The organism is Leifsonia sp. Root112D2, assembly GCF_001424905.1.
Classification (GTDB): domain Bacteria; phylum Actinomycetota; class Actinomycetes; order Actinomycetales; family Microbacteriaceae; genus Root112D2.
This window is the reverse complement of the sequence record NZ_LMCU01000001.1, coordinates 1,003,180-1,023,343: the sequence shown is the minus strand read 5'-3', so window position 1 is coordinate 1,023,343 and position 20,164 is coordinate 1,003,180. Positions and strand designations below refer to the sequence as shown.

Annotated in this window: 17 protein-coding genes; 8 read left to right on the top strand and 9 right to left on the bottom strand. The window is 65.9% G+C overall.

Going from position 1 to position 20,164, the window contains the following annotated elements; genetic code table 11:
- Positions 1-4: 4 nt before the first annotated feature.
- Entirely contained in the window at positions 5-1,573 is a 1,569-nt protein-coding gene (locus tag ASC63_RS04620) for a sulfatase-like hydrolase/transferase (protein WP_082487216.1), read from the top strand.
- On the top strand, positions 1,573-2,997 hold the full coding sequence (locus tag ASC63_RS04615) for a sulfatase family protein (RefSeq protein ID WP_055810349.1): 1,425 nt from the start codon (positions 1,573-1,575) through the stop codon (positions 2,995-2,997). Before ASC63_RS04620 ends, ASC63_RS04615 begins: the two co-directional genes overlap by 1 nt.
- Positions 2,998-3,007: 10 nt before the next feature.
- Here ASC63_RS04615 and ASC63_RS04610 read toward each other — a convergent pair whose 3' ends face one another.
- Positions 3,008-3,790 (bottom strand): IclR family transcriptional regulator, encoded by a 783-nt coding sequence (locus ASC63_RS04610; RefSeq protein ID WP_055810347.1) that lies wholly within the window; start codon positions 3,788-3,790, stop codon positions 3,008-3,010.
- Positions 3,791-3,877: 87 nt separating this feature from the next.
- On the opposite strand from ASC63_RS04610, the gene ASC63_RS04605 reads away from it, so the two are divergent.
- Complete coding sequence (locus tag ASC63_RS04605) at positions 3,878-5,113, top strand: FAD-dependent oxidoreductase (RefSeq protein ID WP_055810346.1); 1,236 nt, start codon at positions 3,878-3,880, stop codon at positions 5,111-5,113.
- 62 nt (positions 5,114-5,175) lie between these two features.
- Here ASC63_RS04605 and ASC63_RS04600 read toward each other — a convergent pair whose 3' ends face one another.
- The 7 genes from ASC63_RS04600 to ASC63_RS04570 form a co-directional block, all read right to left on the bottom strand.
- On the bottom strand, positions 5,176-6,624 hold the full coding sequence (locus tag ASC63_RS04600) for an MFS transporter (protein ID WP_200936777.1): 1,449 nt from the start codon (positions 6,622-6,624) through the stop codon (positions 5,176-5,178).
- 144 nt (positions 6,625-6,768) lie between these two features.
- The gene (locus tag ASC63_RS04595; protein ID WP_055810343.1) at positions 6,769-8,499 is read right to left on the bottom strand and encodes a CocE/NonD family hydrolase; all 1,731 of its coding nucleotides are present in this window, start codon (positions 8,497-8,499) and stop codon (positions 6,769-6,771) included.
- On the bottom strand, positions 8,496-9,452 hold the full coding sequence (locus ASC63_RS04590) for an MBL fold metallo-hydrolase (RefSeq protein WP_055810342.1): 957 nt from the start codon (positions 9,450-9,452) through the stop codon (positions 8,496-8,498). The genes ASC63_RS04595 and ASC63_RS04590 overlap by 4 nt, the downstream gene beginning before the upstream one ends.
- Positions 9,453-9,489: 37 nt before the next feature.
- Entirely contained in the window at positions 9,490-10,413 is a 924-nt protein-coding gene (locus tag ASC63_RS04585) for an alpha/beta hydrolase (protein WP_055810340.1), read from the bottom strand.
- Between the two features lie 4 nt (positions 10,414-10,417).
- Positions 10,418-11,521 (bottom strand): FAD-dependent monooxygenase, encoded by a 1,104-nt coding sequence (locus ASC63_RS04580; RefSeq protein WP_055810338.1) that lies wholly within the window; start codon positions 11,519-11,521, stop codon positions 10,418-10,420.
- 12 nt (positions 11,522-11,533) lie between these two features.
- A complete protein-coding gene (locus ASC63_RS04575; RefSeq protein ID WP_055814888.1) occupies positions 11,534-12,487 on the bottom strand; it encodes a phosphotriesterase family protein in 954 nt (317 codons plus the stop codon).
- A 5-nt stretch (positions 12,488-12,492) separates the two neighbouring features.
- Positions 12,493-13,491, bottom strand: coding sequence for an aryldialkylphosphatase (locus ASC63_RS04570; protein WP_055810336.1), 999 nt, complete (start codon positions 13,489-13,491; stop codon positions 12,493-12,495).
- Positions 13,492-13,692: 201 nt separating this feature from the next.
- On the opposite strand from ASC63_RS04570, the gene ASC63_RS04565 reads away from it, so the two are divergent.
- From ASC63_RS04565 to ASC63_RS04555, 3 genes are read left to right on the top strand one after another with little or no spacing between them, the layout of a single operon-like run.
- Positions 13,693-14,871: a cytochrome P450 gene (locus ASC63_RS04565; RefSeq protein WP_055810334.1), complete on the top strand. Its 1,179-nt coding sequence runs from the start codon at positions 13,693-13,695 to the stop codon at positions 14,869-14,871.
- A 25-nt stretch (positions 14,872-14,896) separates the two neighbouring features.
- Entirely contained in the window at positions 14,897-15,085 is a 189-nt protein-coding gene (locus ASC63_RS04560) for a ferredoxin (protein WP_055810332.1), read from the top strand.
- A 10-nt stretch (positions 15,086-15,095) separates the two neighbouring features.
- A complete protein-coding gene (locus ASC63_RS04555; protein ID WP_055810330.1) occupies positions 15,096-16,235 on the top strand; it encodes an NAD(P)/FAD-dependent oxidoreductase in 1,140 nt (379 codons plus the stop codon).
- 87 nt (positions 16,236-16,322) lie between these two features.
- On the opposite strand, the gene ASC63_RS04550 is transcribed toward ASC63_RS04555, so the two are convergent.
- Positions 16,323-18,038, bottom strand: coding sequence for an MFS transporter (locus ASC63_RS04550; RefSeq protein WP_055810328.1), 1,716 nt, complete (start codon positions 18,036-18,038; stop codon positions 16,323-16,325).
- 182 nt (positions 18,039-18,220) lie between these two features.
- Between ASC63_RS04550 and ASC63_RS04545 the strand changes: the two genes are divergently transcribed.
- On the top strand, positions 18,221-18,841 hold the full coding sequence (locus ASC63_RS04545; RefSeq protein ID WP_055810325.1) for a TetR/AcrR family transcriptional regulator: 621 nt from the start codon (positions 18,221-18,223) through the stop codon (positions 18,839-18,841).
- An 11-nt stretch (positions 18,842-18,852) separates the two neighbouring features.
- A complete protein-coding gene (locus ASC63_RS04540) occupies positions 18,853-20,160 on the top strand; it encodes a CynX/NimT family MFS transporter (protein WP_055814886.1) in 1,308 nt (435 codons plus the stop codon).
- The last annotated feature ends 4 nt before the right edge of the window (positions 20,161-20,164 follow it).

Sequence of the window (20,164 nt, the reverse complement as noted above, 5' to 3'; positions counted from 1 at the left end):
CACCATGAAGCCGAGCAACATCCTCTTTCTCATGACCGATCAGCACCGGGCAGACACGCTCGGGGCGTACGGCAACGAGCTGGCGGCAACGCCGGTGCTCGATGAACTTGCCCGCACGGGCACGCGATTCGATCGCTGGTACACGCCGACGGCCATCTGTACGCCGGCTCGAGCGAGCCTGCTGACCGGTCAGGCCCCGTTTCGTCATCGCGTGCTTGCCAACCATGAACGCAATGTCGGATATCTCGAAGACCTCGCCGACGGAACGTTCACGTTCGTCGAGGCTTTGCGTGAGAAGGGGTACAACACGGGGCTCGTCGGCAAGTGGCACGCGGGAACGGAGAAGAAGGCCGCCGATTTCGGGTTCGACGGCCCCGACCTCCCCGGGTGGCACAACCCCGTTGAGAATGAGGACTACCTCGGCTATCTCCAGGAGCATGACCTGCCGCCCTACGCGATCAGCGATCGCATCCGCGGCACGCTCCCCAACGGTGGGCCGGGCAACCTTTTGGCCGCCCGGCTCCACCAGCCGGTGGAGGCGACGTTCGAGTACTACCTCGCGACGCGCACCATCGAGCTGCTCGAGCGGTACGCGGCCGAGGGGCAGAGCGACGGCACCCCGTTCTTTCTCGAGCTCAATTTCTTCGGACCTCATCTGCCGTACATCGTGCCCGATGAGTTCTTCGACATGTTCGACCCCGAAGACATCGAGCTGCCGAAATCGATCTCCGAGACGTTCGAGGGCAAGCCCCCGGTGCAGCGCAACTACAGCGCCCACTGGACCTTCGACACCATGCCCATCGAGGTGACCCGCAAGCTCATCGCCATTTACTGGGGCTATGTCGCGCTCATCGACCAGCAGATCGGGCGCGTCGTGGCGGCGCTCGAAAGACTGGGGCTCGTTGACGAGACGGCCGTGTTCTTCACGTGCGATCACGGCGAGTTCACCGGTTCGCATCGCCTGCACGACAAGGGCCCGGCGATGTACGAGGACATCTATCGCACGCCGGGCATCCTGCGAATTCCGGGCGCCCCGGCGGGCCAGGTGCGCACGGAATTCGTGAGCCTGCTCGACTCGACGGCGACGATTCTCGAACTCGCGGGCATCGACCCGGCCCCCGCCGTCGACTCCCGCAGCCTCGTGCCGCTCGTTCAGGGTGAACGCGTCGAGTGGGACGACGACATCGTCTGCGAGTTCCACGGGCACCACTTTCCCTACCCACAGCGGATGCTTCGCAACGACCGTTACAAGCTCATTGTGAATCCCGACTCGGTGAACGAGCTTTACGATCTGCACATCGATCCCGACGAATTGCTCAACGTCTATGAGCACCCGGAGATGAACGACATTCGTCGAAGAATGATGACGCGCCTGTACGGCAGGCTGCGGGATCGCGGAGACAACTTCTATCACTGGATGACGACGATGTACGACGTCGGCGACGTGGACTACGACCCCACGCAGAGCGGGCTCGACGAGACGACGTACCGTGCCGCAGAACGCGGGGCGGCGGCACCGGCGGCACCCGTCGCATCCGTTGAGCAGATCGAGACAGCGAGGAGAACCGCCTGATGAGCCAGGCACGTCGGCCGAACGTGGTCATGATTCTCACCGACGACCACGCCGCGCATGCCGTCGGCGCCTACGGTTCGGTGGTCAACTCCACCCCTCGCATTGACGAGATCGCGGCCGAGGGCTGGCGGTTCGACAACTGCTTTGCCACGAACTCGCTCTGTTCGCCCAGCCGTGCGTCGATCATCACCGGCACGTACGGTCACGTGAACGGCGTGACGACGCTCGAGACGCCCATTGACGCGAGCCAGCCGACGTTCGTCTCGCAGTTGCGTGAGGCCGGATACCGCACGGCCATCGTCGGCAAGTGGCACATGGGCGACGGCGAGGGGCACGATCCCCAGGGCTTTGACTACTGGGACGTTCTCATCGAGCAGGGGGAGTACCACGACCCGACATTTCTTTCGGTCGACGGCCTGCGCACGGAGCGCGGATACGCGACTGAGATCATCACCGATCTGGCACTCAATTGGGTCGAGCAGCTCGAACCCGACGTGCCGTGGTGTGTGCTGATCTTTCACAAGGCCCCGCACCGGCCCTGGCAGCCCGACGCGAAACACGCGGAAATGTACTCCGAACCGATCCCGGTGCCCGCGACCTTCACCGACGACTACTCCACCCGCACGTCGTCGGCCAGGCGGGCGGCAATGCGCATCGCCGAGCACCTGAATGCGGACGACCTCAAGGTGGATCCGCCTGCCGGGCTCGACTACGAGGCGGAGGCGCTGTGGAAATACCAGCGGTACATGGAGGATTACCTGCGCTGCGTTGCCTCGGTCGACGACAACGTCGGTCGCGTGATCGACTGGTTGCGCGAACGCGGCGACTTCGACGACACCCTGCTCATGTATTCCTCCGACCAGGGCTTCTTTCTCGGTGATCACGGCTGGTTCGACAAGCGCTTCATGTACGAGGAGTCCATTCGGATGCCCCTGCTCATGAGCTATCCGCGGGCGGCTGCGCCCGGAGGCGTCGCCACGGGCATCGTCACGAACGTGGACTTTGCGCGCACGATTCTCGAGGCGGCAGGCGTGCCGGCGCATCCGCGGATGCAGGGCCGCAGCTTCTGGTCGGATGTCACGAACGCGGTCGATGGCGAGCCGCCGGCCGAGGGCTTCTACTACCGGTACTGGGAGCACGACGACGTCTTTCATAAGGCGCCGGCCCACTACGGCTATCGCTCGTCACGGTACAAGCTGATCTACTTCTACAACGACGGCCTCGGGCTGCCCGGCACCGGGCCGTTCGCCTATGCGGGGGAGTGGGAGCTGTATGACCTCGAACGCGACCCTGACGAGCTTCACAACGTGGCACACGACCCCGACTACGCCGAGGTGTTCGCAGAGATGCAGGTGAAGCTCAGCCGGGCGCAGGCCGACGTCGGCGACGCGCCACATGCGAACCAGGCCGCCGTCACGGCGTAACCGCCGCCGGTCACCGTGACGCGAGCTGCTCCTCGATCTGCAGCCGCGTCGCGTGCATCGTCGCGACCAGCCCGCCGTCGAAGAGCGGGCGAAAGCGTGCCGCGGGCATGGCAACGCTGATGGCTGCGGTGACCAGCCCATCGGGGCCGTGCAAGGCCATGCCTATCGCGTTGATGCCGTCTTCGGTCTGCTGCAGGTTCGCCGCAAAGCCGGTAGAACGGATGCCGTCGAGCTCGCGCAAAAAGGAGGGGTACTCCTCGTCGGAGATGCTGTCGTCGCCGGGCTCCGCGTTCGGGTTGCGAAACAGCTGCTCGAGAAGGTGCGGGTCGAGCTCCGCCAGCATCGCCTTGCCGCCGGAGGCCCTGTGTGCGGGCAGCACGGCGCCCTGGCGGTCGCCGACCCGCAACGCGTTGGTGCTCTCGATGGTGCTGAGAAAGCGCACCTTCGTGCCAACGCGCACCATGAGGTTGACGCTCTCGTTGACGCGACGCGACAACAGCTCAAGGGGAGTCTGGGCGAGCGAGCGCAGCAGCTGGGTTCCCGCCAGGCCCGCCGGGGCGACTCCCATCGCGGGGCCGGCAAGGTAGCCGCGCGAGTCATCCTGCACCGCGAAGCCTCGATAGACGAGCATCGCGAGCAGGCGATGCGCGGTCGACGGAGCAACGTGCAACTCCGCCGCGGCATCCTTGAGCCGCAGGGTGCCGCTGTCGCGCAGTAATTGCAGCAGGTGCAGGGCGTTGTCGACCGCCTCGATCGGGTAGGCGGGCTTGGCCCGCAGCGGCACATTCTGCATATCAGAATTCTATTGTCATTCGCGTCGCGCAGAACGGACAGTGGTGAGCAACGACCGCATCAACGACGACGAAGGCAGAGCCACCCCATGTTCGAACCTGAACCATCCACCGAGGCAGCAATCACCGAGGTTCTCGTCATCGGCGGCGGCATGACCGGCCTGGCCAGCGCACTCGCGCTGAGCCGGAACGGGGCATCCGTCACGGTGGTGGAGCGCGCCCGCGAATTCGGCGAGGTCGGCGCCGGCCTGCAGATGGCCCCCAACGCCACGCGTATCCTGCAGCGCTGGGGCCTGCTGGAGAAGGCGCGCGCGATAGGCGTGCAGCCCAGGCACCTCATCTTTCGCGACGCGATCTCCGGCGAGGAGCTCACGCGACAGACGCTCGGCGGCGAATTCGAGAAGCGCTACGGAGCCCCGTACATCGTGATTCACCGCAGCGACCTGCACCGCATTCTGCTCGACGCCTGCCGGGAGGCCGGTGTGACGCTGGTCACCGACGCGGCGGTGACCAGCGTCGAGACGGTCGACGGGCGCGCGACGGCGCGCGTGGCATCCGGGGCGGTATACGAAGCGGATGCCGTGCTGGCGGCGGACGGACTGAAGTCGAGGATGCGACGCGAGGTCAGCGACGATGAACCCGTCATCTCCGGTTTTGTCGCCTACCGCGGCACCGTTCCCATTACCGAAGAGACCCCGCAGGACGACCTGGAGAATGTGGTCGTCTATCTCGGGCCCAACTGCCACCTCGTGCAGTACCCGCTGCGCAAGGGTGAGCTGCTCAATACCGTCGCTGTCTTCAAGTCGCCCTCCTTCGAGCGTGGCGAGGAACAGTACGGCGGAGTCGATGAGCTTCAGAACGCCTACGTGGACTGTGTTCCCGCCGTCAGGAACGCGCTGGCGAACGTGGGTCTCGAGGTGCGCTGGCCCATGTATGACCGCGAGCCGATAGAGAATTGGATCACGGGCCGCATGGTGCTCACCGGCGACGCCGCGCACCCCATGCTGCAGTATCTCGCCCAGGGCGCCTGCCAGGCGATCGAGGATGCCGCGACGATGCAGGATGTCACCCGCGGCACGGTTTTCCCGGGTGAAGGGTCCGGTGGCGGCGTCGACGTGGATGCGTGGGACGACGCCCTGCGCGAGTTCGCCGAGCGCCGTGCGCCGCGCACGGCTCGGGTGCAGCGCACCGCGCGGGTGTGGGGCGCCTCGTGGCATGTCTCCGGCATCGGCCGCACGCTGCGCAACCTGCTCTTTGCGAGCCGCGGCGACGGGAACTTCCAGTACAACGACTGGCTCTATCTGCCAGTTGCAGACGAGGGCTGAGAGCGCGGCGCGCGGGCACTCATCGGCCTCGCGCGCCATGCACATCGACGGGCCGCGGCCCGCTATCCCGCGTGCGCCAGAACCGGCAGGTCGCCCTGGGGAAGGAGCGATGACTTCGGTCCGCGAACAAGAAATATTGCCACGATCGACGCGAGCGCCATTGCCACCGCTGCGGCAAGGAAGGTGGCCGAGTAGCCCGTTGCGAAGGCGGTGAGCCGAGACGCGCCACCCAGAGCATCCGGCGCTCCAACGCTCGCCGCGTAGACCGCGGTGAATATCGAGAGACCAACCGACCCGCCGATTTGCATGGCCGCATTCACCGTTGCGGATGCTGCGCCGGCATCGTGCGAGGCGACACCGGTCAGAGCGAGATTCTGCACGGGCACGAAGATTGCTCCCATCCCGATCCCCATGACAATGAGCGCGGGCAGCACCTGTACGAAGTAGCTCCCGTCGGCAGTGATGCGGCTCAGGTAGATCAGGCCAACGGCCACGATGAGTGGACCGGCGATGAGCAGCGGGCGCGGGCCGATGACCGGCAGCAGCCTTGTCACCACCGGAGCCGCGATCATGATGGCGATCGTCAGGGGCAGGCTCGCGAGCCCGGATTCAAGTGGAGGCATTCCCAGCACGATCTGCAGGTGGAAGGTCAGATAGAGAGTCGCCCCGATCATCACGCTTCCGGCGACCGCCTGGATGAGGAACGCCCCGCCGCGAACCTTGTCGACAACGATGCGGAGCGGCAGCAGCGGCTGCGCAACGCGCGACTCGATGAAGACGAACAACGCCAGGAGCACGACGCCGAGCGCAAGGAATCCGATGGTCAGGGGTTCACCCCAGCCGCTTTCGGCAAGGCTGAAGCCGTAGACAAGTGCGCCGAGGCCGAGGCTCACGGTGATGGCGCCGAGAACGTCGTAACGGTTGTTGCCGTCGGCTTTGCTTTCCGCGACGAAGAGCAGCGCGCCGACGAAGCCGACAATCACAAAGAACACGTTCACCAGCAGACACCAGCGCCAATCGGCGAACTCGGTGAGCACGCCGCCCAGGAGCAGGCCGACCGCCGCGCCCGCGCCCGCGACGGTGCCGAATACCGCAAACGCGGTGTTGCGGTCCTTGCCGTGCGGAAAGCTCACGGTGAGCAGTGCCAGAGCGGCCGGTGCGAGCATGGCGGCGAAGAGGCCCTGAAGCCCGCGCGCGATGATGAGTTCGATTCCGCTTTGCGCCACGCCGCCGAAGACGGATGCCGCCCCGAACCCGAGCATGCCCACGAGGAAGGTACGTTTGCGGCCCCAGTAGTCGGCGATTCTGCCGCCGAGAAGAAGCAGGGCGCCGAAGGCCAATGCGTAGGCCGTGACGACCCACTGTCTCCCACTGTCGGACAGCCCGAGCTGCTGTTGAGCCTGAGGCAGGGCGATGCTCACGATGGTGCCGTCGAGCACGACGACCAGTTGCGTGAGCGAGAGCACGCCCAGCGCCCACCACCGGGTTGATGCGGACAGGGATGTGGACATAAGAAAACCTCCGGGGATCGGTGAGGATGCCGGAGGTTTCAAGCCTCGGACCGACGAAGCACATAAGGTTTCGTGACCGCTCTGGCCAACGAGCCAGACAGACCGTCAGTTTATCATGCCCTCTGTATAGTCAAGCCGGTCTCTTCACTCAGCCTGAAGGGTGCGGGTCGTGAAGGGCAGCACGACCCGGGACGGGTGGCTGGCGTCGCGGTAGATCTTGTGCGTGACGGGGCGGCCCACGGGCAGATGGAAGGCATCCGGCGGCAGCAGCGCGTTGTGCTCGTCGGCCAGGGGCTCGTCGTTCGACAGCTCCACCGTCAGTCGATGTCCGGGGTTGAACGTTGCGGCGAACGGGTAGAGGCGCAGCACGTACTCCTCGATCTTGCCCGGTTCGACCGGCACGGCGTGGGTGTGCGGGTGGTGCGGGTCGCCCTCGGTGCTGCGATCGTCGAGCTCGCGGTGCGAGGCCTTCAGATAGCCGGTGGTGATCAGCTGGCGTGTGCCGCCGGGAGCGGCATCCCACAGCCGCAGGATGAAATTCGTGTCGTCCTGGTCGATCTGGGCGAAGATGTGGGCCGCGCCGGTGCCGATCAGCTCGGTGGGCTGTTCGAACGGCGCCGTGCTCCAGCTCAGGATCTCGACCTTGTCGGTGACCGTGAGCGGTGCCTGATAGAAACCGTCGGGCGCAGCGTACTCGGCGTCCATCGGTTCGGGCTCAACGGAGAGTTTGCCGCGGGGGCGCAGGTACAGCGGCCTGTATTCGATCTGCTTCGGCGGCCACTGGGCTGCGGTCACGGTTTCTCGTGAGCCCTCGACGAAGACCGACACGGCCGGCTCGTCCATGATTCCGTTGTCGATGCTCTTGATCCAGTAGTCATACCAGCGGAACATCTTGTCGTGCTCTTCGACGAAGGGACGCGACTGCATCGGTGGGTACGGGCCGATGTCCAACTTCTTTGGACCCTTCAGGGTGTTGAACAGCTCGATTGTGCCGTCCACGGTCCAGCCGCGACCCTGATCGATCTGCAGCCAGACGGGGATGTCGATGTTCTTCGCGAGGTTGACCGGGTTGCGCTCCTCGTACCAGTCGCCGTCGACCTCGTTCGTCACGATGTCGAACCAGGCCTCATGGTTCTTCGGATAGTTCAGCACGTGGAACAGATTCGGCCAGGCGGCGACATCCGGGTCTGCCAGACGTTCGGTGACGCGCGCCTTGATCTGCTCCGGCGAGTAGCTTTCGAGCATGCGGGACTTGACGTTGTCGGTGAATGCCCAGCCGGAGTCTCCGCCGCGCCCCTCACGCGCGGCACGGGGCATGAACCACATGATGCCGCCGTGGTAAGTGGTCTCGTAGAAGTCGTAATGCCCGCCGGAGACGAAGATGGCCTTGAGGTGCGGCGGACGCTCGGCGGCGGCGATGACCTGCATCGAGCCGAAATAGGAGATGCCGATCATGCCGACGTTTCCATCGCACCACGGCTGCGCTGCTACCCACTCGATGAAGTCGTATGCGTCCTCGCCGAGCGAGACACCGCCGGCGTTGTAGTTGCCGATGTGCTCGCCGCCGGACCCGCCGGAGCCGCGCAGGTCGCCGATGACGTGCACGTAGCCCTCCTCGACGACGCGCGCGATGTCGCCCGCCTCGATGCAGCCGTCCCACATTGGGCTGGGCCGCCGCTGCGGCGGCATGGTCAGCGCGAGGGCCTGCAACTCTTTGCCGTATGGGCTCAGCGCCACCAGCGCCGGGCGCGGCTCGTTGCCCGCCGCCTGGTAGGCGTCGGCGACGAGGGTGACCCCGTCGCGCATCGGAACCCGGAGGTCCTTCTCGACGACGATGGTCGTGCCGCCGGCGTTCAGTGTTTCGGTTCTGCTCATCGCTGTGGCTCCTTGTTGCTGGCGTCGTGTTCGGTGCGGTAGCCGTGCATGGTGGTGAAGAACGGTGAAGGTTCCAGTGTCGGGTCCCCCTCGTAGCCGAGTTGCCCCGCGGCCTGGGCGAACGGCGAGTACACCGAATTCGTCTCCCGCAGGCCGTCGTGCAGGTTGCGGCGAGCGGCGTCGCCGACGCGAGCCTCAATCTCCAGGCTTTCAGTCAGCGCACGCTGCGCCTGCTCAGCGTCGAGCTCGACCCCGTACGGCACCCCGTTCGCCCCGCGGTACGGATGCCCCAGGTAGAGGCGCCGTGGCCGGATGTCATCCCGCACATGCTCCAGGCTGGAGCGGTAGGCCGTCGGGTTCTCATACCCGGGGAAACCGTTCGCGGCGCCATGGATCTGCACAGCGTCGCCCACGAACACGTCGTTCTGGCCGTCGATGACGTAGGCGACGGCGCCGGGAGTGTGGCCGGGAAGATGGTGGGCCGTGACGGTCACGTTGCCCCCGAGCGAGAGCGTCTCACCGTCTTCCACCAGGACCGTCGGCTCCAGCTCCCCGGAGATCACCGCGTTCGCGGCCGCCGTCTGCTTCGACTCTCCCGCGGAGTCGTGCATGTACCGGCCCCGACCGCCCAGGTACTCCTCGACGTGGGCGCGTCGCGAGCGCAGAAAGTCCGCATCGGCCTCGTGGATCACCATCTGCGCTCGCCTGCCGGTGAGTTCCCACAGCGCAAAGGCGCCGCCGACGTGATCGATGTGACCGTGGGTCAAGAGGATCCAGCGCACGTCCTCGATGTGCCGTCCAAGTTTTTCCAGCGCGGGCGCCATCCCCTCTGCCGGCGACGACGCGATCCCGGTGTCGACGATCGCCGGCTCCGGGGCGTCGATGAAGTAGCTGTAGAGCCCGAATCGACCCCACGGCGAGACGAGGGGATGCACGGCTGTCTGCTGGGTCATGACTGCTCTTTCGCTTTTGTGGCCGGTCGGGGTCTGATCAGTGCTGGTTCAGAAAGTCGCGCGCCTGCTCGAAGACCTGGTGATACTCGGGGATCCAGGAGAAGTTCTGCACGAAGCCGTGGTTCGCGCCGGCGTATCGGGTGACAGCGGCCGGCACGCCGGCCTCGCGCAGCATCCGCCCGTATTGCTCGCCCTCGTCGCGCAGCGGGTCGTATTCCGCCGTGATGATCAGTGCCGGTGGCAGCCCGCCGAGGTTCTCGCGCTTGATCGGGGAAACGAGCGGATCGGCCGGGTTCGCGCCACTGTCGATGTAGAACGCGTTGAAGGGCTTCAGCCCGGCCGTTTCCAGCCCGTAGCCGCGCGCGTTCTCCCGCAGGGAGGCATACCGGTCGATGTCGAAATCAAGGTCGAGCGACGGATAGAACAGCAGCTGGTGAGTGATGCGGTCGAAGCTATCGTCGTGTGCTCTCGCGGCGATGGCCGCGACGAAGGTGCCACCCGAACTGTCGCCAGCGATCGCCAGGGTCGTGCCGTTCCAGCTCAGGTGCTCGCCGTTCTCCGCGGCCCAGCGCACCACCCCATAACAGTCGTCGAGGCCAGCCGGGAAGGCGGCCTCCGGGGCCCGTCGATAGCCGACGGAGACGACCTTGAGCCCGGTGGCTGCCGCCAGCGACCGCGCGACGTGATCGTGCGTCTCAAGGCTGCCGAGAAAGAATGCTCCGCCGTGGAAGTACAGCAGCAGTCCGTAAGAGTCGGTGTCGACCGGCGTGTAGATGCGTATCGGCACCCCACCCGATGGTGTCTGCGCGGTCGCGTCCTCCACCGAACGGAGCGGCAGGCGCGCCGCCAGCGGGGCAACCATTGCCTCCTCGGCGGCTCGTAACTGTGCCGGGTCGATCGGGCCGGGGGCAGGCGCGGGCAGCTCGGCGAGGATTCTGGCGATCTCGGGATGCAGGGGCATGGTGTCAGGCCTGCAGTTGAGACACGGGCTTCTGGCCGGGGAAGACCTCGTTGAGCTCTTCTTCGGTCCAGCCATTTCGCGAGATGCGTTGCAACTCGTCGGTCACCGGTTTGCGGACCGCCTGGTAGAGGGCGAGCGCCTCGGGGATGGAGTCGGCCTGAGCGAGGGCGTCGGCGAGAGCGCCGGCATCCTCGATCGCGGAGTTCGCGCCTTGCCCCTGGTGGTGCAGCATCGCGTGGGCCGCGTCGCCCACGAGCGCGACGGAATCCGAGTGCCAGGTGTCGACCGGGTCGATGTCGTAGACCGCGCGGATGCTGACGGTGTCGATATCGAGCTCGCGGGCGATATTCACGATGCGCTCGTCGAAGCCTTCAACGCTCGCCACGATGTCATCCTTGGTGATCGTCGGCGCCCAGGTGCTGTCCGGGTTGAGCGCCGTGATGTCGAAGGATGCCTGATTACGGTGACGCAGCGGCAGCAGGTATACCTTCGCACCGTTGCCGACGTACATGCGCAGGTTGTCGTCGACGATGAGCCCGTGGGCGTCGTCGGCAGAGATCACCACGCGGTACGCATGCTCGCCGGAGAAGACCGGGCCCTTGTCGCTGAACAGCTGCTCGCGCACCACCGATTTGATACCGTCGGCCCCGACGACCAGGTCGGCCTCGACTCTCTCGCCGTTGGTGAAGGTGACTACCGAGCTGCCGCGCATATTGTCGATCCTCGACAGTTTGTGGCCGAGGCGCACCATGCCCGCGGGGAGCACGCCGAGGAGGGCGTCGATGAAGTCACCGCGATGGATCAGCTGGGTCTTGGTCTCCTCCGCGAACGCAGGCCAGTTCTCCTGCATGATCGGCTCGCCGGTGGCCGTGAGGATCTGGAAGTTGTCGCTGGCCGAGCTCACGCTCGCTATCGCATCGAAGATTCCCCACTGACGAAACCGGTGCATGGTGGCGGGGCGCAGACCGATGCCGGCGCCGACCTCTCGAATCTGACTCGCCTGCTCGTACACCGCGACCTCGGCGCCGAGCAGGCTCAAGGCCTTCGCTACGGCGGCGCCGGCGTAGCCCGCGCCGACGATGGCGATCTTCGTATCGGTGACGTCCATTGTTCTTCTCTCTCAGTTCTGGATGGCCAGGAAGCCGGCGGGGTTGTCGACGAAAATAGTGCGGATGGCGGCCTCGTCGAGCCCGGCGGCTCGGAGGTCCGGCATCAGGTCTTCGAAGATGTAGTTGACGGTGTGGCCCTTGACGCCCGGCCAGCCCAATGGGCTGCAGTTGGCGTCGGCGGAGGCGAGCACCTTGCCGAGGTTGCCTTGGCCGATGAAGCGCAGGAAGTGGTCAAGGCGTTCCTTGCGCGGGCGGGCCCAGAACGGCGGATCCTCGAGTTCGGTTTCGTATCCAAAGGTGTCGAAGCCGACCCGACCGCCCTGCTCGGCAATCCAGAGGTCGCGTGTCTTCTCGGCGTTCACTCCATCGTCGACATGGCCGAACAGCACCCGGTGTAGAGGAAGGCCTTCCTCGTTGAAGATGGCTATGGCGTTCTCGGCGTCGATCGCCAGATGGGTGAGAATCGGCACGCCGGTGGCGAGGGCGGCGCGAGCGGCAGCACGGTAGATGCGCTTGTCCAGCTCGGTCATGCGGCCGCCACGGCTCACGCCGACCTTGATGACGCCGGCACGACTGCCGGTGCCTGCGATGCCGACGGTGATCTCGTGGACGAACTGCTCGGTCAAGTACTCCACACTCGCCCGCGCGAAGAACGGCAGCGCTGTGTCTCCACCCACAAAGCCGGTGCAGGCGACGATGTGCACGCCGGTCTTCGCAGAGAGTGACTTGTAGTAGTCGACGTCACGACCGTTGCAGATGCCGGTCGCGTCGACGAAGGTGCCGCCTCCGTGCTCGTGGAATTTGCGCAGCTTCGGAACGGTCTCCTCGTACCGTTCCTCGGGGGTCTTCCACCACCGCGTATCGAGCTCGGATCCGGGCATGCCGTAGCCGATGTGCTCGTGCACGGCCACGACCCCCAGCTCCTCGGCCGGAATCGGCCCCAGAACCGTATTCACTCTCGACACAGCATTCACCTTTCCGTAACGCACAGAAGCGTGCGCGGGTTGTCCACCAGGATGCGCCGCACATCCTCGTCGCTGAGCCCCTGGGACGTGAGGAGGGGAACGAACGTCGACAGCACGAAGCTGTACGGCACCTCGTAGTCGGGCTGGCCCTTGGCCACGCCGATGGCGTTGCTCGAGAGCAGGATGCGGTCGCCAAGACCGGCGTCGACCAACTCGACAACAAGTGCAGCCCGTTTGTGATCCGTGAGATACGCGTCGTTGTTGTTTAGCCCGACGTGATCCACGGCGATGAAAGCTCCGCGGCGCGCGATGTCATGGGGCGCGCCAGCGGCCACCGCATCCGTGCGGTCGAGCGCGCCGACGACGACCCGGCTGGCGGGCAGGCTCTCATCCAGCACGATCTCGAGGTCGTGTACGACGTCATTTCCGTAGCGGATGGAGAGCGCGACTCCCGTGTGCAGGGCGGTGCGGGCGGCACCACGGAACAGGCTCTCCTCCGTGGCTGTCATGCCCTTGTGATTCGCGGCGGCGGCCACGAGCCCCGCGGCGCCGCGCCTTTCGATGCGCGGCACGACCATGCCCTCGGTGATTTCCCTGGTGAAAAGCTCGGCGAACTTCTCTGCCGGCCATGGCGTCGGTGGGTTGGTCTGAGGCGTCAGAAAGTAGCCGCCGAGCATCTCCTCGGGGCCCATTCCCGTGGAGGCGACGATGTGCACCCCCGTCGAGCGCGAGAGGGTCTCGTAGAGTCTCACGTCCCTGCCGTGGAACATGCCGGTGCTGTCCACTATCGTGCGCCCGCCGTGGTCGCGGAAATCCGTCAGCTTTCGCGCCAGAATCTCAAAGATCTCGGCGCGGTCGATCTCGACGTCGAACGCGTACTCGGCCCCTGGCACCACAGACAGCAGCGCTTCGTGAACTGAGGTGACTCCGAGTTGGTCAGCGGGCACCGGGCCGAGAACTGTGTGGACAATGCCGCCATGCTCGGCGCCTGCGAAGCTGTTCACCGCTCTGCTCCTCGTTGAGTTGAACCTCGAGGCCGCATCGCTTGTGCGAACTCGAGCCTGATCTGGAGGACACTTTACACGATGTTAAGTGAAATCACGACGCCGAGGGTTTGTTGCTTGCGCATTGTGCTCGAATTGGCTTTACTTAGTGTTAAGTCAAAATGTCGGCAACGACAGCCGCCAACTCAACGATGAGGAACCATGGCCACCACACCCGTTACAGCAGACATCGACCTCTTCGCCGATGACATCGTGATCGACCCGTATCCGACGTTTACGGAGCTTCGCGACCTGGGCGCTGTTGTGCACGTGCCCGCGAATGACGTCTACGCGCTCACCCGCTATGACACGATCCGGGAGGCGCTCGGCGACCCGGGGACTTTTTCCTCCGTTAAGGCAATCGGCTTCAATCCCGGCGTCAACGAGGCCTTGCAAGGCACCTCGCTGGCATCCGACCCGCCCACTCATACACAGCTGCGAGCGACGCTGTCTGCGAATCTCACCCCGCGCGCGCTGCGCGGCCTTGAGGTGCAGATCAACGAGAAGGCGGATGTGCTCGTCGCGCAGCTCGCCGAAGGCGGCGACTTCGAGGCGATAGATGCACTCGCCCGGGCGTTCCCACTGGAGATCGTCGCAGATCTCATCGGCTTCACCGGTCAGGTCAAGGCCAATATGCTGCGCTGGGGCCAGGCCGCGATGCAGGTCATCGGCCCGATGAACCAGCGCACGATGGAGAGCTTCGAGATTGCCGGTGAGCTCTATGGCTGGTGCAACACTGTCACTGCGGATGACCTTGCGGACGGATCCATCGGGCGCGGCATCTTCGACGCGCAGTCGCGCGGTGAAATTCCTGAGGGCTTCGCCGGCAACATCATTCACCAGTACCTGGGCGCAGGCGTCGATACAACCATCGCCGCGATCGGGAACATCGTCGCGCTCTTCGGCCGGCATCCGGAGCAGTTCGAACTGGTGCGTCAGGATGCCTCGCTCGTTCCAGCGGCATTCGCCGAGGTGCTGCGCTATTGGATCCCGATCCACGCATGGGGCCGCAAAACCACCAGGGACGTCGAGATCGATGGCGCAGTGGTGCCGGCCGGCGCCCAGATCGCCATCCTGTTCGGGGCGGGCAACCGCGATGAGCGTCATTACGTCGATGCCGACAGCTTTCAGATACAGAGAAATCCCGTCGACCATCTGTCGTTCGGCTACGGGCCGCATGGCTGTGCCGGGCAGGGGCTTGCGCGCATGGAGGGACACGCGGTCATCAAGGCACTTGCGAACCATGTGCGGTCTTTCCGCCTCGGCGACGAGCTGCGCGTGCCGAGCAACATCACCCGGAGCATCGAGAAGCTCGACGTCCTCGACGTCGTTCCGGCTTGAGCTCGCACTAACTGGAGCGGAAGACATGAGAATCGAGCTCGACAATGTGCGCTGCGAGGGCCACGGCCTGTGCGAGGAAGCTGCGCCAGAGCTGATGCACCTGGACGACGACGGGGAGCTCGTCATCGATGTTCCCGAGGTCGGCGACGACGCGCTTGAGCGGGCTCGTGCCGCCGTGCGCGTCTGCCCGGTCGCCGCACTCCGGCTCGTCTGAGCATCCGTCGATGGTGGCACCACTGCGTCGGATCGTCGTGGTGGGCAACGGCATCGCCGGGCTCACCTCGGCCGATTCGCTGCGAGCCGGAGGGTTCGATGGCGAGCTGACGATCGTGGGCGCCGAGACTCGGGCCGCATACAGCCGGCCCGCACTGTCCAAGGCGTTGCTGCGCAACGATGCCGATCTCACGGCGCACGAACTCCCCGCGCCGTACCACGGGGCGACCGAATTGCTCGGCGTCGCCGCGGTCGCGCTCGACCCGCAGCGTCGCGTGCTGGCGCTCGACGACGGCTCGGAGCTCGGATACGACGGGCTGGTGATTGCGAGCGGCTCGCGGGCGCGACGGTTGGGAACCGCTGCGGACGAGCTCGTTCTGCGCACCCTCGACGACGCGCTCGCCCTTCGCGCACGCATAGCGTCACGCCCTGACGTTGTCATCGTCGGCGGTGGGCCGCTCGGTATGGAGGTCGCCTCGGGCGCCCTCGCGGCGGGCTGCCACGTGACCCTTGTGACCAAACAGCGCCCGATGGTGCGTCACCTCGGCAGCCATCTCAGCGCAATGATCACCGCAGCGGCCGTCGCCCGCGGTCTCACCATTGTCGTGTCACCGGATGCCCATGTCGTCGAGCGGGGCGGCAGATCTGTGGTGGCGCTCGCCGACGACAGCGTTGTTGAAGGGGAGATGCTGCTCACGGCGGTTGGCGACATTCCGAACACCGAATGGCTCGGCGGGTCAGGTCCGCGAAGAGGCGGCGCGCTCGCGGTCGACTCGCGCGGCAGACTCCGGCCGGAGATCGTCGCGGTGGGCGATGTCGCCGCGATGCCGACCGCGTTCGGGCACGCGCGGAGCCCGATCTGGCAGAGTGCGATCGAGCAGGCCCGGATCGCTGCGGGCGCGCTGCTTCACGGGGATGCCGCGCCGGAATTCCAGGCACGACCATACTTCTGGACAGAGCAGTTCGAGCTCAACCTCCGCGTTGCCGGCAGAACCCCGCTTGTCGGTGAGCCGGAGCTCATTGACGGCGGCGGCCCGGCCGGGCCCTCTCTGATGCGGTGGCGGCACGACGACGGTACAGCAACCGTGGTCTCAGTGAACTATCGAATTCCGATCCCGCGCCTTCGTCGCCTCTGTGACGCCGCCGCATAACGGCAACCCCCGTCGCTGAATGAGTCGCCAGGCCAAGACGAAGGGCCCGGCGCGACGTGCGCCGGGCCCCCACTCCGGATGCCGGATTCAGGCAACCACCTCGTCTGTGATCGTCTCTTCGAGTTCTGCCTCGGTGACCGGCACGTCCGCCTTCCTGCCACTGATGAACAGGGTGAGCGCTGCCGACGCTGTCGCTGCGATGCCGGCGATCATGTAGACCATCTGAAAGCCGGAGCCAAGCGAGACGCCCGCCGCACCCTGAATGGATCCTTTGGACTGAGCGAGGGCGGCCGCCGCCGCGTCTATCGCCTGCTGGGGCGCCCCGCCTGCATGCATTCCGGCGGAGAACTGGGCGATGACGCCCTCCCAGCCGGAGAGAAAGCCGAGCGGCGGAACATGCGACAGGCCCGCGACTGCCTCCGGCGGCAGCGCGGCACCCGTGAGAACGCCGCCGAGCTGCGGGGCGAAGATTGCGGCGCCGACGCTGAATGCGATAGCGGAGCCGACGACGGGACCCAGCGCGAATCCGAGGTCGCGAAGCAGGTTCGTCGTGGCCGACGCCATGCCGATGTAGTTCGGCTCGACGGTATTGATCGCGACGGCCGTGATCGAACCCACGGTGAGCGCGAAGCCGATGCCGAGCAGGAACAGCGGGATGATGAACGCCGTCCACGGTGTGCCGCCGAATGCCTGCGGTGTGCCCAGGTGAAGGCTCGCCATCCAATACCCACACGCGGCCATCAGGAGGAAGCCGGCCGTGAGCATCCAGCGCGGTGAGACTCGGTGGATGAGCCAGCCCACGACGGGGATCAGGAGGAACGCCGGCCCTTGAATGAAGACGAAGAGCACGGCCATCATCCAGGTCTCCACGCCGCCGAGAGCGCCGACGGCCACACTCGTCGAAAAGGCGATGGCGAGGAACGCGAACATGCCCGTGACGGCGACGATGCTGGTGATGGCATAGGAGGGGTTCTTGAACAGCGAAAGGTGAATAAGAGGCACCTTCGCCTTCAATTCGATGATGACGAATGCGACCAGCAGCACGGCGCCGATGACGTAGCCGGCGATGACCTCCGGTGCGCCGAAGCCGGCATCCACTGCCTGCACGGTGGCGCAGAGTGCCGCTATCAGGCCGAGCGCGAGCGTGACCTGGCCCGGGATGTCGAGTTTGCGTCCCTCGGGCGCGGACGAGTCCTTTGACCTGAGGGCGATGAGGAACACGATCACCGCTATCGCTGCGGCGAAATAGTAGGTGACACGCCAGCCACTGAAGGCATTCGGCGCGCCGGCCGTAGCGCCGGGAACGGTGAACAGCTGCACGGCGATACCCGCGACGACCGGCGAGATCACCGCCCCGAGCGAGAGGAATCCGGCCCACGTCGCGATGACGCGGGACCGGGCGCGCAGATCCGGTGTGATGGCCGCGATCATCGACAGCGAGATCGGAAAGAGGACGCCCGCCCCGATGCCGCCTATCGCCTGTCCGAGGATCATGATTCCCGTCGTTGTGGCGAAGCCGGCGACGAGCGTGCCGATGAAGATGAAGCCCGCCCCCGCGTACAACAGCTTCTTGCGGCCGAACAGGTCGCCGAGAACGCCGAAAGTGAGCTCGAAGACCACGATGGCTATGACGAAGATCGATGAGATCCAGGTGAGGCCGGCGCCCGATGTATGGAACTCGGCGGCGAACTGGCCGTTGAGCGCTCCGGGAAACGCATTGGTGATCTGGGCGAGGGTGACCGCGATATACGCGGCGACGAACGTTGCCTTGGCCGATCCGGCACCGGCGGTGGTGCTGCTCATTGCAGAGAACTCCTTTGTTCTGTGGTGCGGGGTGTTCGGTTTCGGTGGAATAGCCGAGCCAATCGAGGCCCCAGGCCGCCGAACCGCGCCGAACTCTATGGCATAGAGTGACACTAGATTTACACCATGTCAAGTGACTTTACGCAATGAGTGATCGTCTGCCTCGTTGCTAGTCTGAAAGCATGGCAAATCTCCGTGTAGTGCAGAAGGAGCAGACACGTCAGCGCCTGCTCGAGACAGCACTCGAGCTGTTCCAGTCGAAGGGCTACGCGGCGACAACGATCGACGACATCGCGACCGCGGCAGGCACGACACGGGTCACCTTCTACGCGCACTTTCCCTCGCGCCGCGCGGTCATGTCCGCGCTCATAGCGGATCTCAACACCATCCTCGAGCGTCACGAGTCACCGGCGCGCGCCTCGACCGCGTCGGCGCTTGTCGACGTCGTGCATGCCGGCAGTGCTGCCGGAATCGCCGACTGGCTCCGTCGGCAGTCCACTCGCTGGCCGATCATCCGCCCCTATATCCTGTCGGCGGTTGTCGCCGCCGCCGTTGAGCCGGAGATACGTGAGCTCGTCGACGTGTGGTCGGAGGAGGTGGCCGACGATATTCAGGAAGGTCTCGATCTCGCCGACCGCTTCGAACCGACAACGAGGCATTTCCGGGGCGTTCTCGCGTTCGAGATGCTCGACCGCACAACCCAGCACTGGATCAGACATCAGTGGGATATCGACTCCGATCCGGCACTCGAGGTGCTGACCGAAGCCTGGGTGAGCCTGCTCGGTCACCCGTCAGCGACGTAGCGTTGGCGAGCATGAGCGATCGGCGGGGGCCGGGGTCCGCCCGCACCGAGGTCGTGGCGCGCTCGGGGCTGCTGCTGGTGGGCATCCTGCTCATCGGAGCGAATCTGCGCGCCAGCATCACCGCGGTCGGGCCCGTACTCGGCGAGATCCAGGCCGACGTCGGCATCAGCGGCGTTGCGGCATCCGTTCTCATCAGCATTCCGCTGATCGGCTTCGCTGCGGTCTCGCCGATCGCCCCCGCGATCGCCCGGCGCTTCGGAATCGAGCGCACGCTCGCCGCGGCATTGCTGCTGCTGTCGATAGCGATAGTGGTGCGCTCTCTTCCCCTCGCCGGCGCCATCTGGGTCGGCACCGTCGCGCTCGGGGCGGCCATCGCCCTCATCAACGTGCTGTTGCCCTCGCTCATCAAACGCGATTATCCGGATCGTGTCGGCCCGACCACGGGGCTCTATTCCGCCGTGCAGAGCGCCGCGGCCGCCGTGGCGGCGGGCATCGCCGTTCCGATCTCCGGTATCGCGCAGGAGGGCTGGCGGCTCTCGCTCGGCATCTGGGCGGGCCTGGCCGTCGTGGGCCTCGCCGTGTTCCTGCCGCAGTTGCGCAGGCGCGCGGAGACGAGGGCAGGAGGCGCCCGGGAACCGGCCGACGAGCCGGCCCGACAGGCGGCGGTCGGCGCGCCCGACGAGCCGATCGTTCCAGGGGCGGTGGCCGTGCCTGGCGAGCTGGGCAGGCATCCGACGCTCTCGCGATCACCGTGGGGCACGGCGCTCGGCTGGCAGGTGACGATCTTCATGGGGCTGCAGTCCACCGTCTATTACACGATCATCACGTGGTGGCCCACGATCGAGCGGCAACAGGGCACCTCGGCTGCGGCGGCCGGGTGGCACCAGTTCGCCTTTCAGGCCGTCAGCATCCTGGGCAGCGTTTCGGCGGCGGCACTGCTGCACCGGCTTCGAGACCAGCGGATGCTCATCGCCACGCTCGCAAGTTTCATTCTGGTCGCCATGATCGGGCAACTTTTCCTGCCGGCGCTCGCTCTGCTCTGGATGATGATGGCGGGCGTGGCCGGCGGAGGTTCCATTGTGGTCGCGCTGTCGTTGTTCGGGCTGCGCACCCGGAACCACGTGCAGGCCGCCGCGCTGTCGGGCATGGCGCAGTCGGTCGGTTACCTCCTGGCGGCGGCCGGGCCGATCGTGATCGGGCTGCTGCGCGACATCACCGGCTCGTGGACTGCGTCGCTGCTCGTGCTGATTGCCGTGATCCTGGGGCAGCTCGTGATGGGCGTGCTCGCGGGGCGCGCTCGCTTCCTCCCCGGGCGCTGACGCC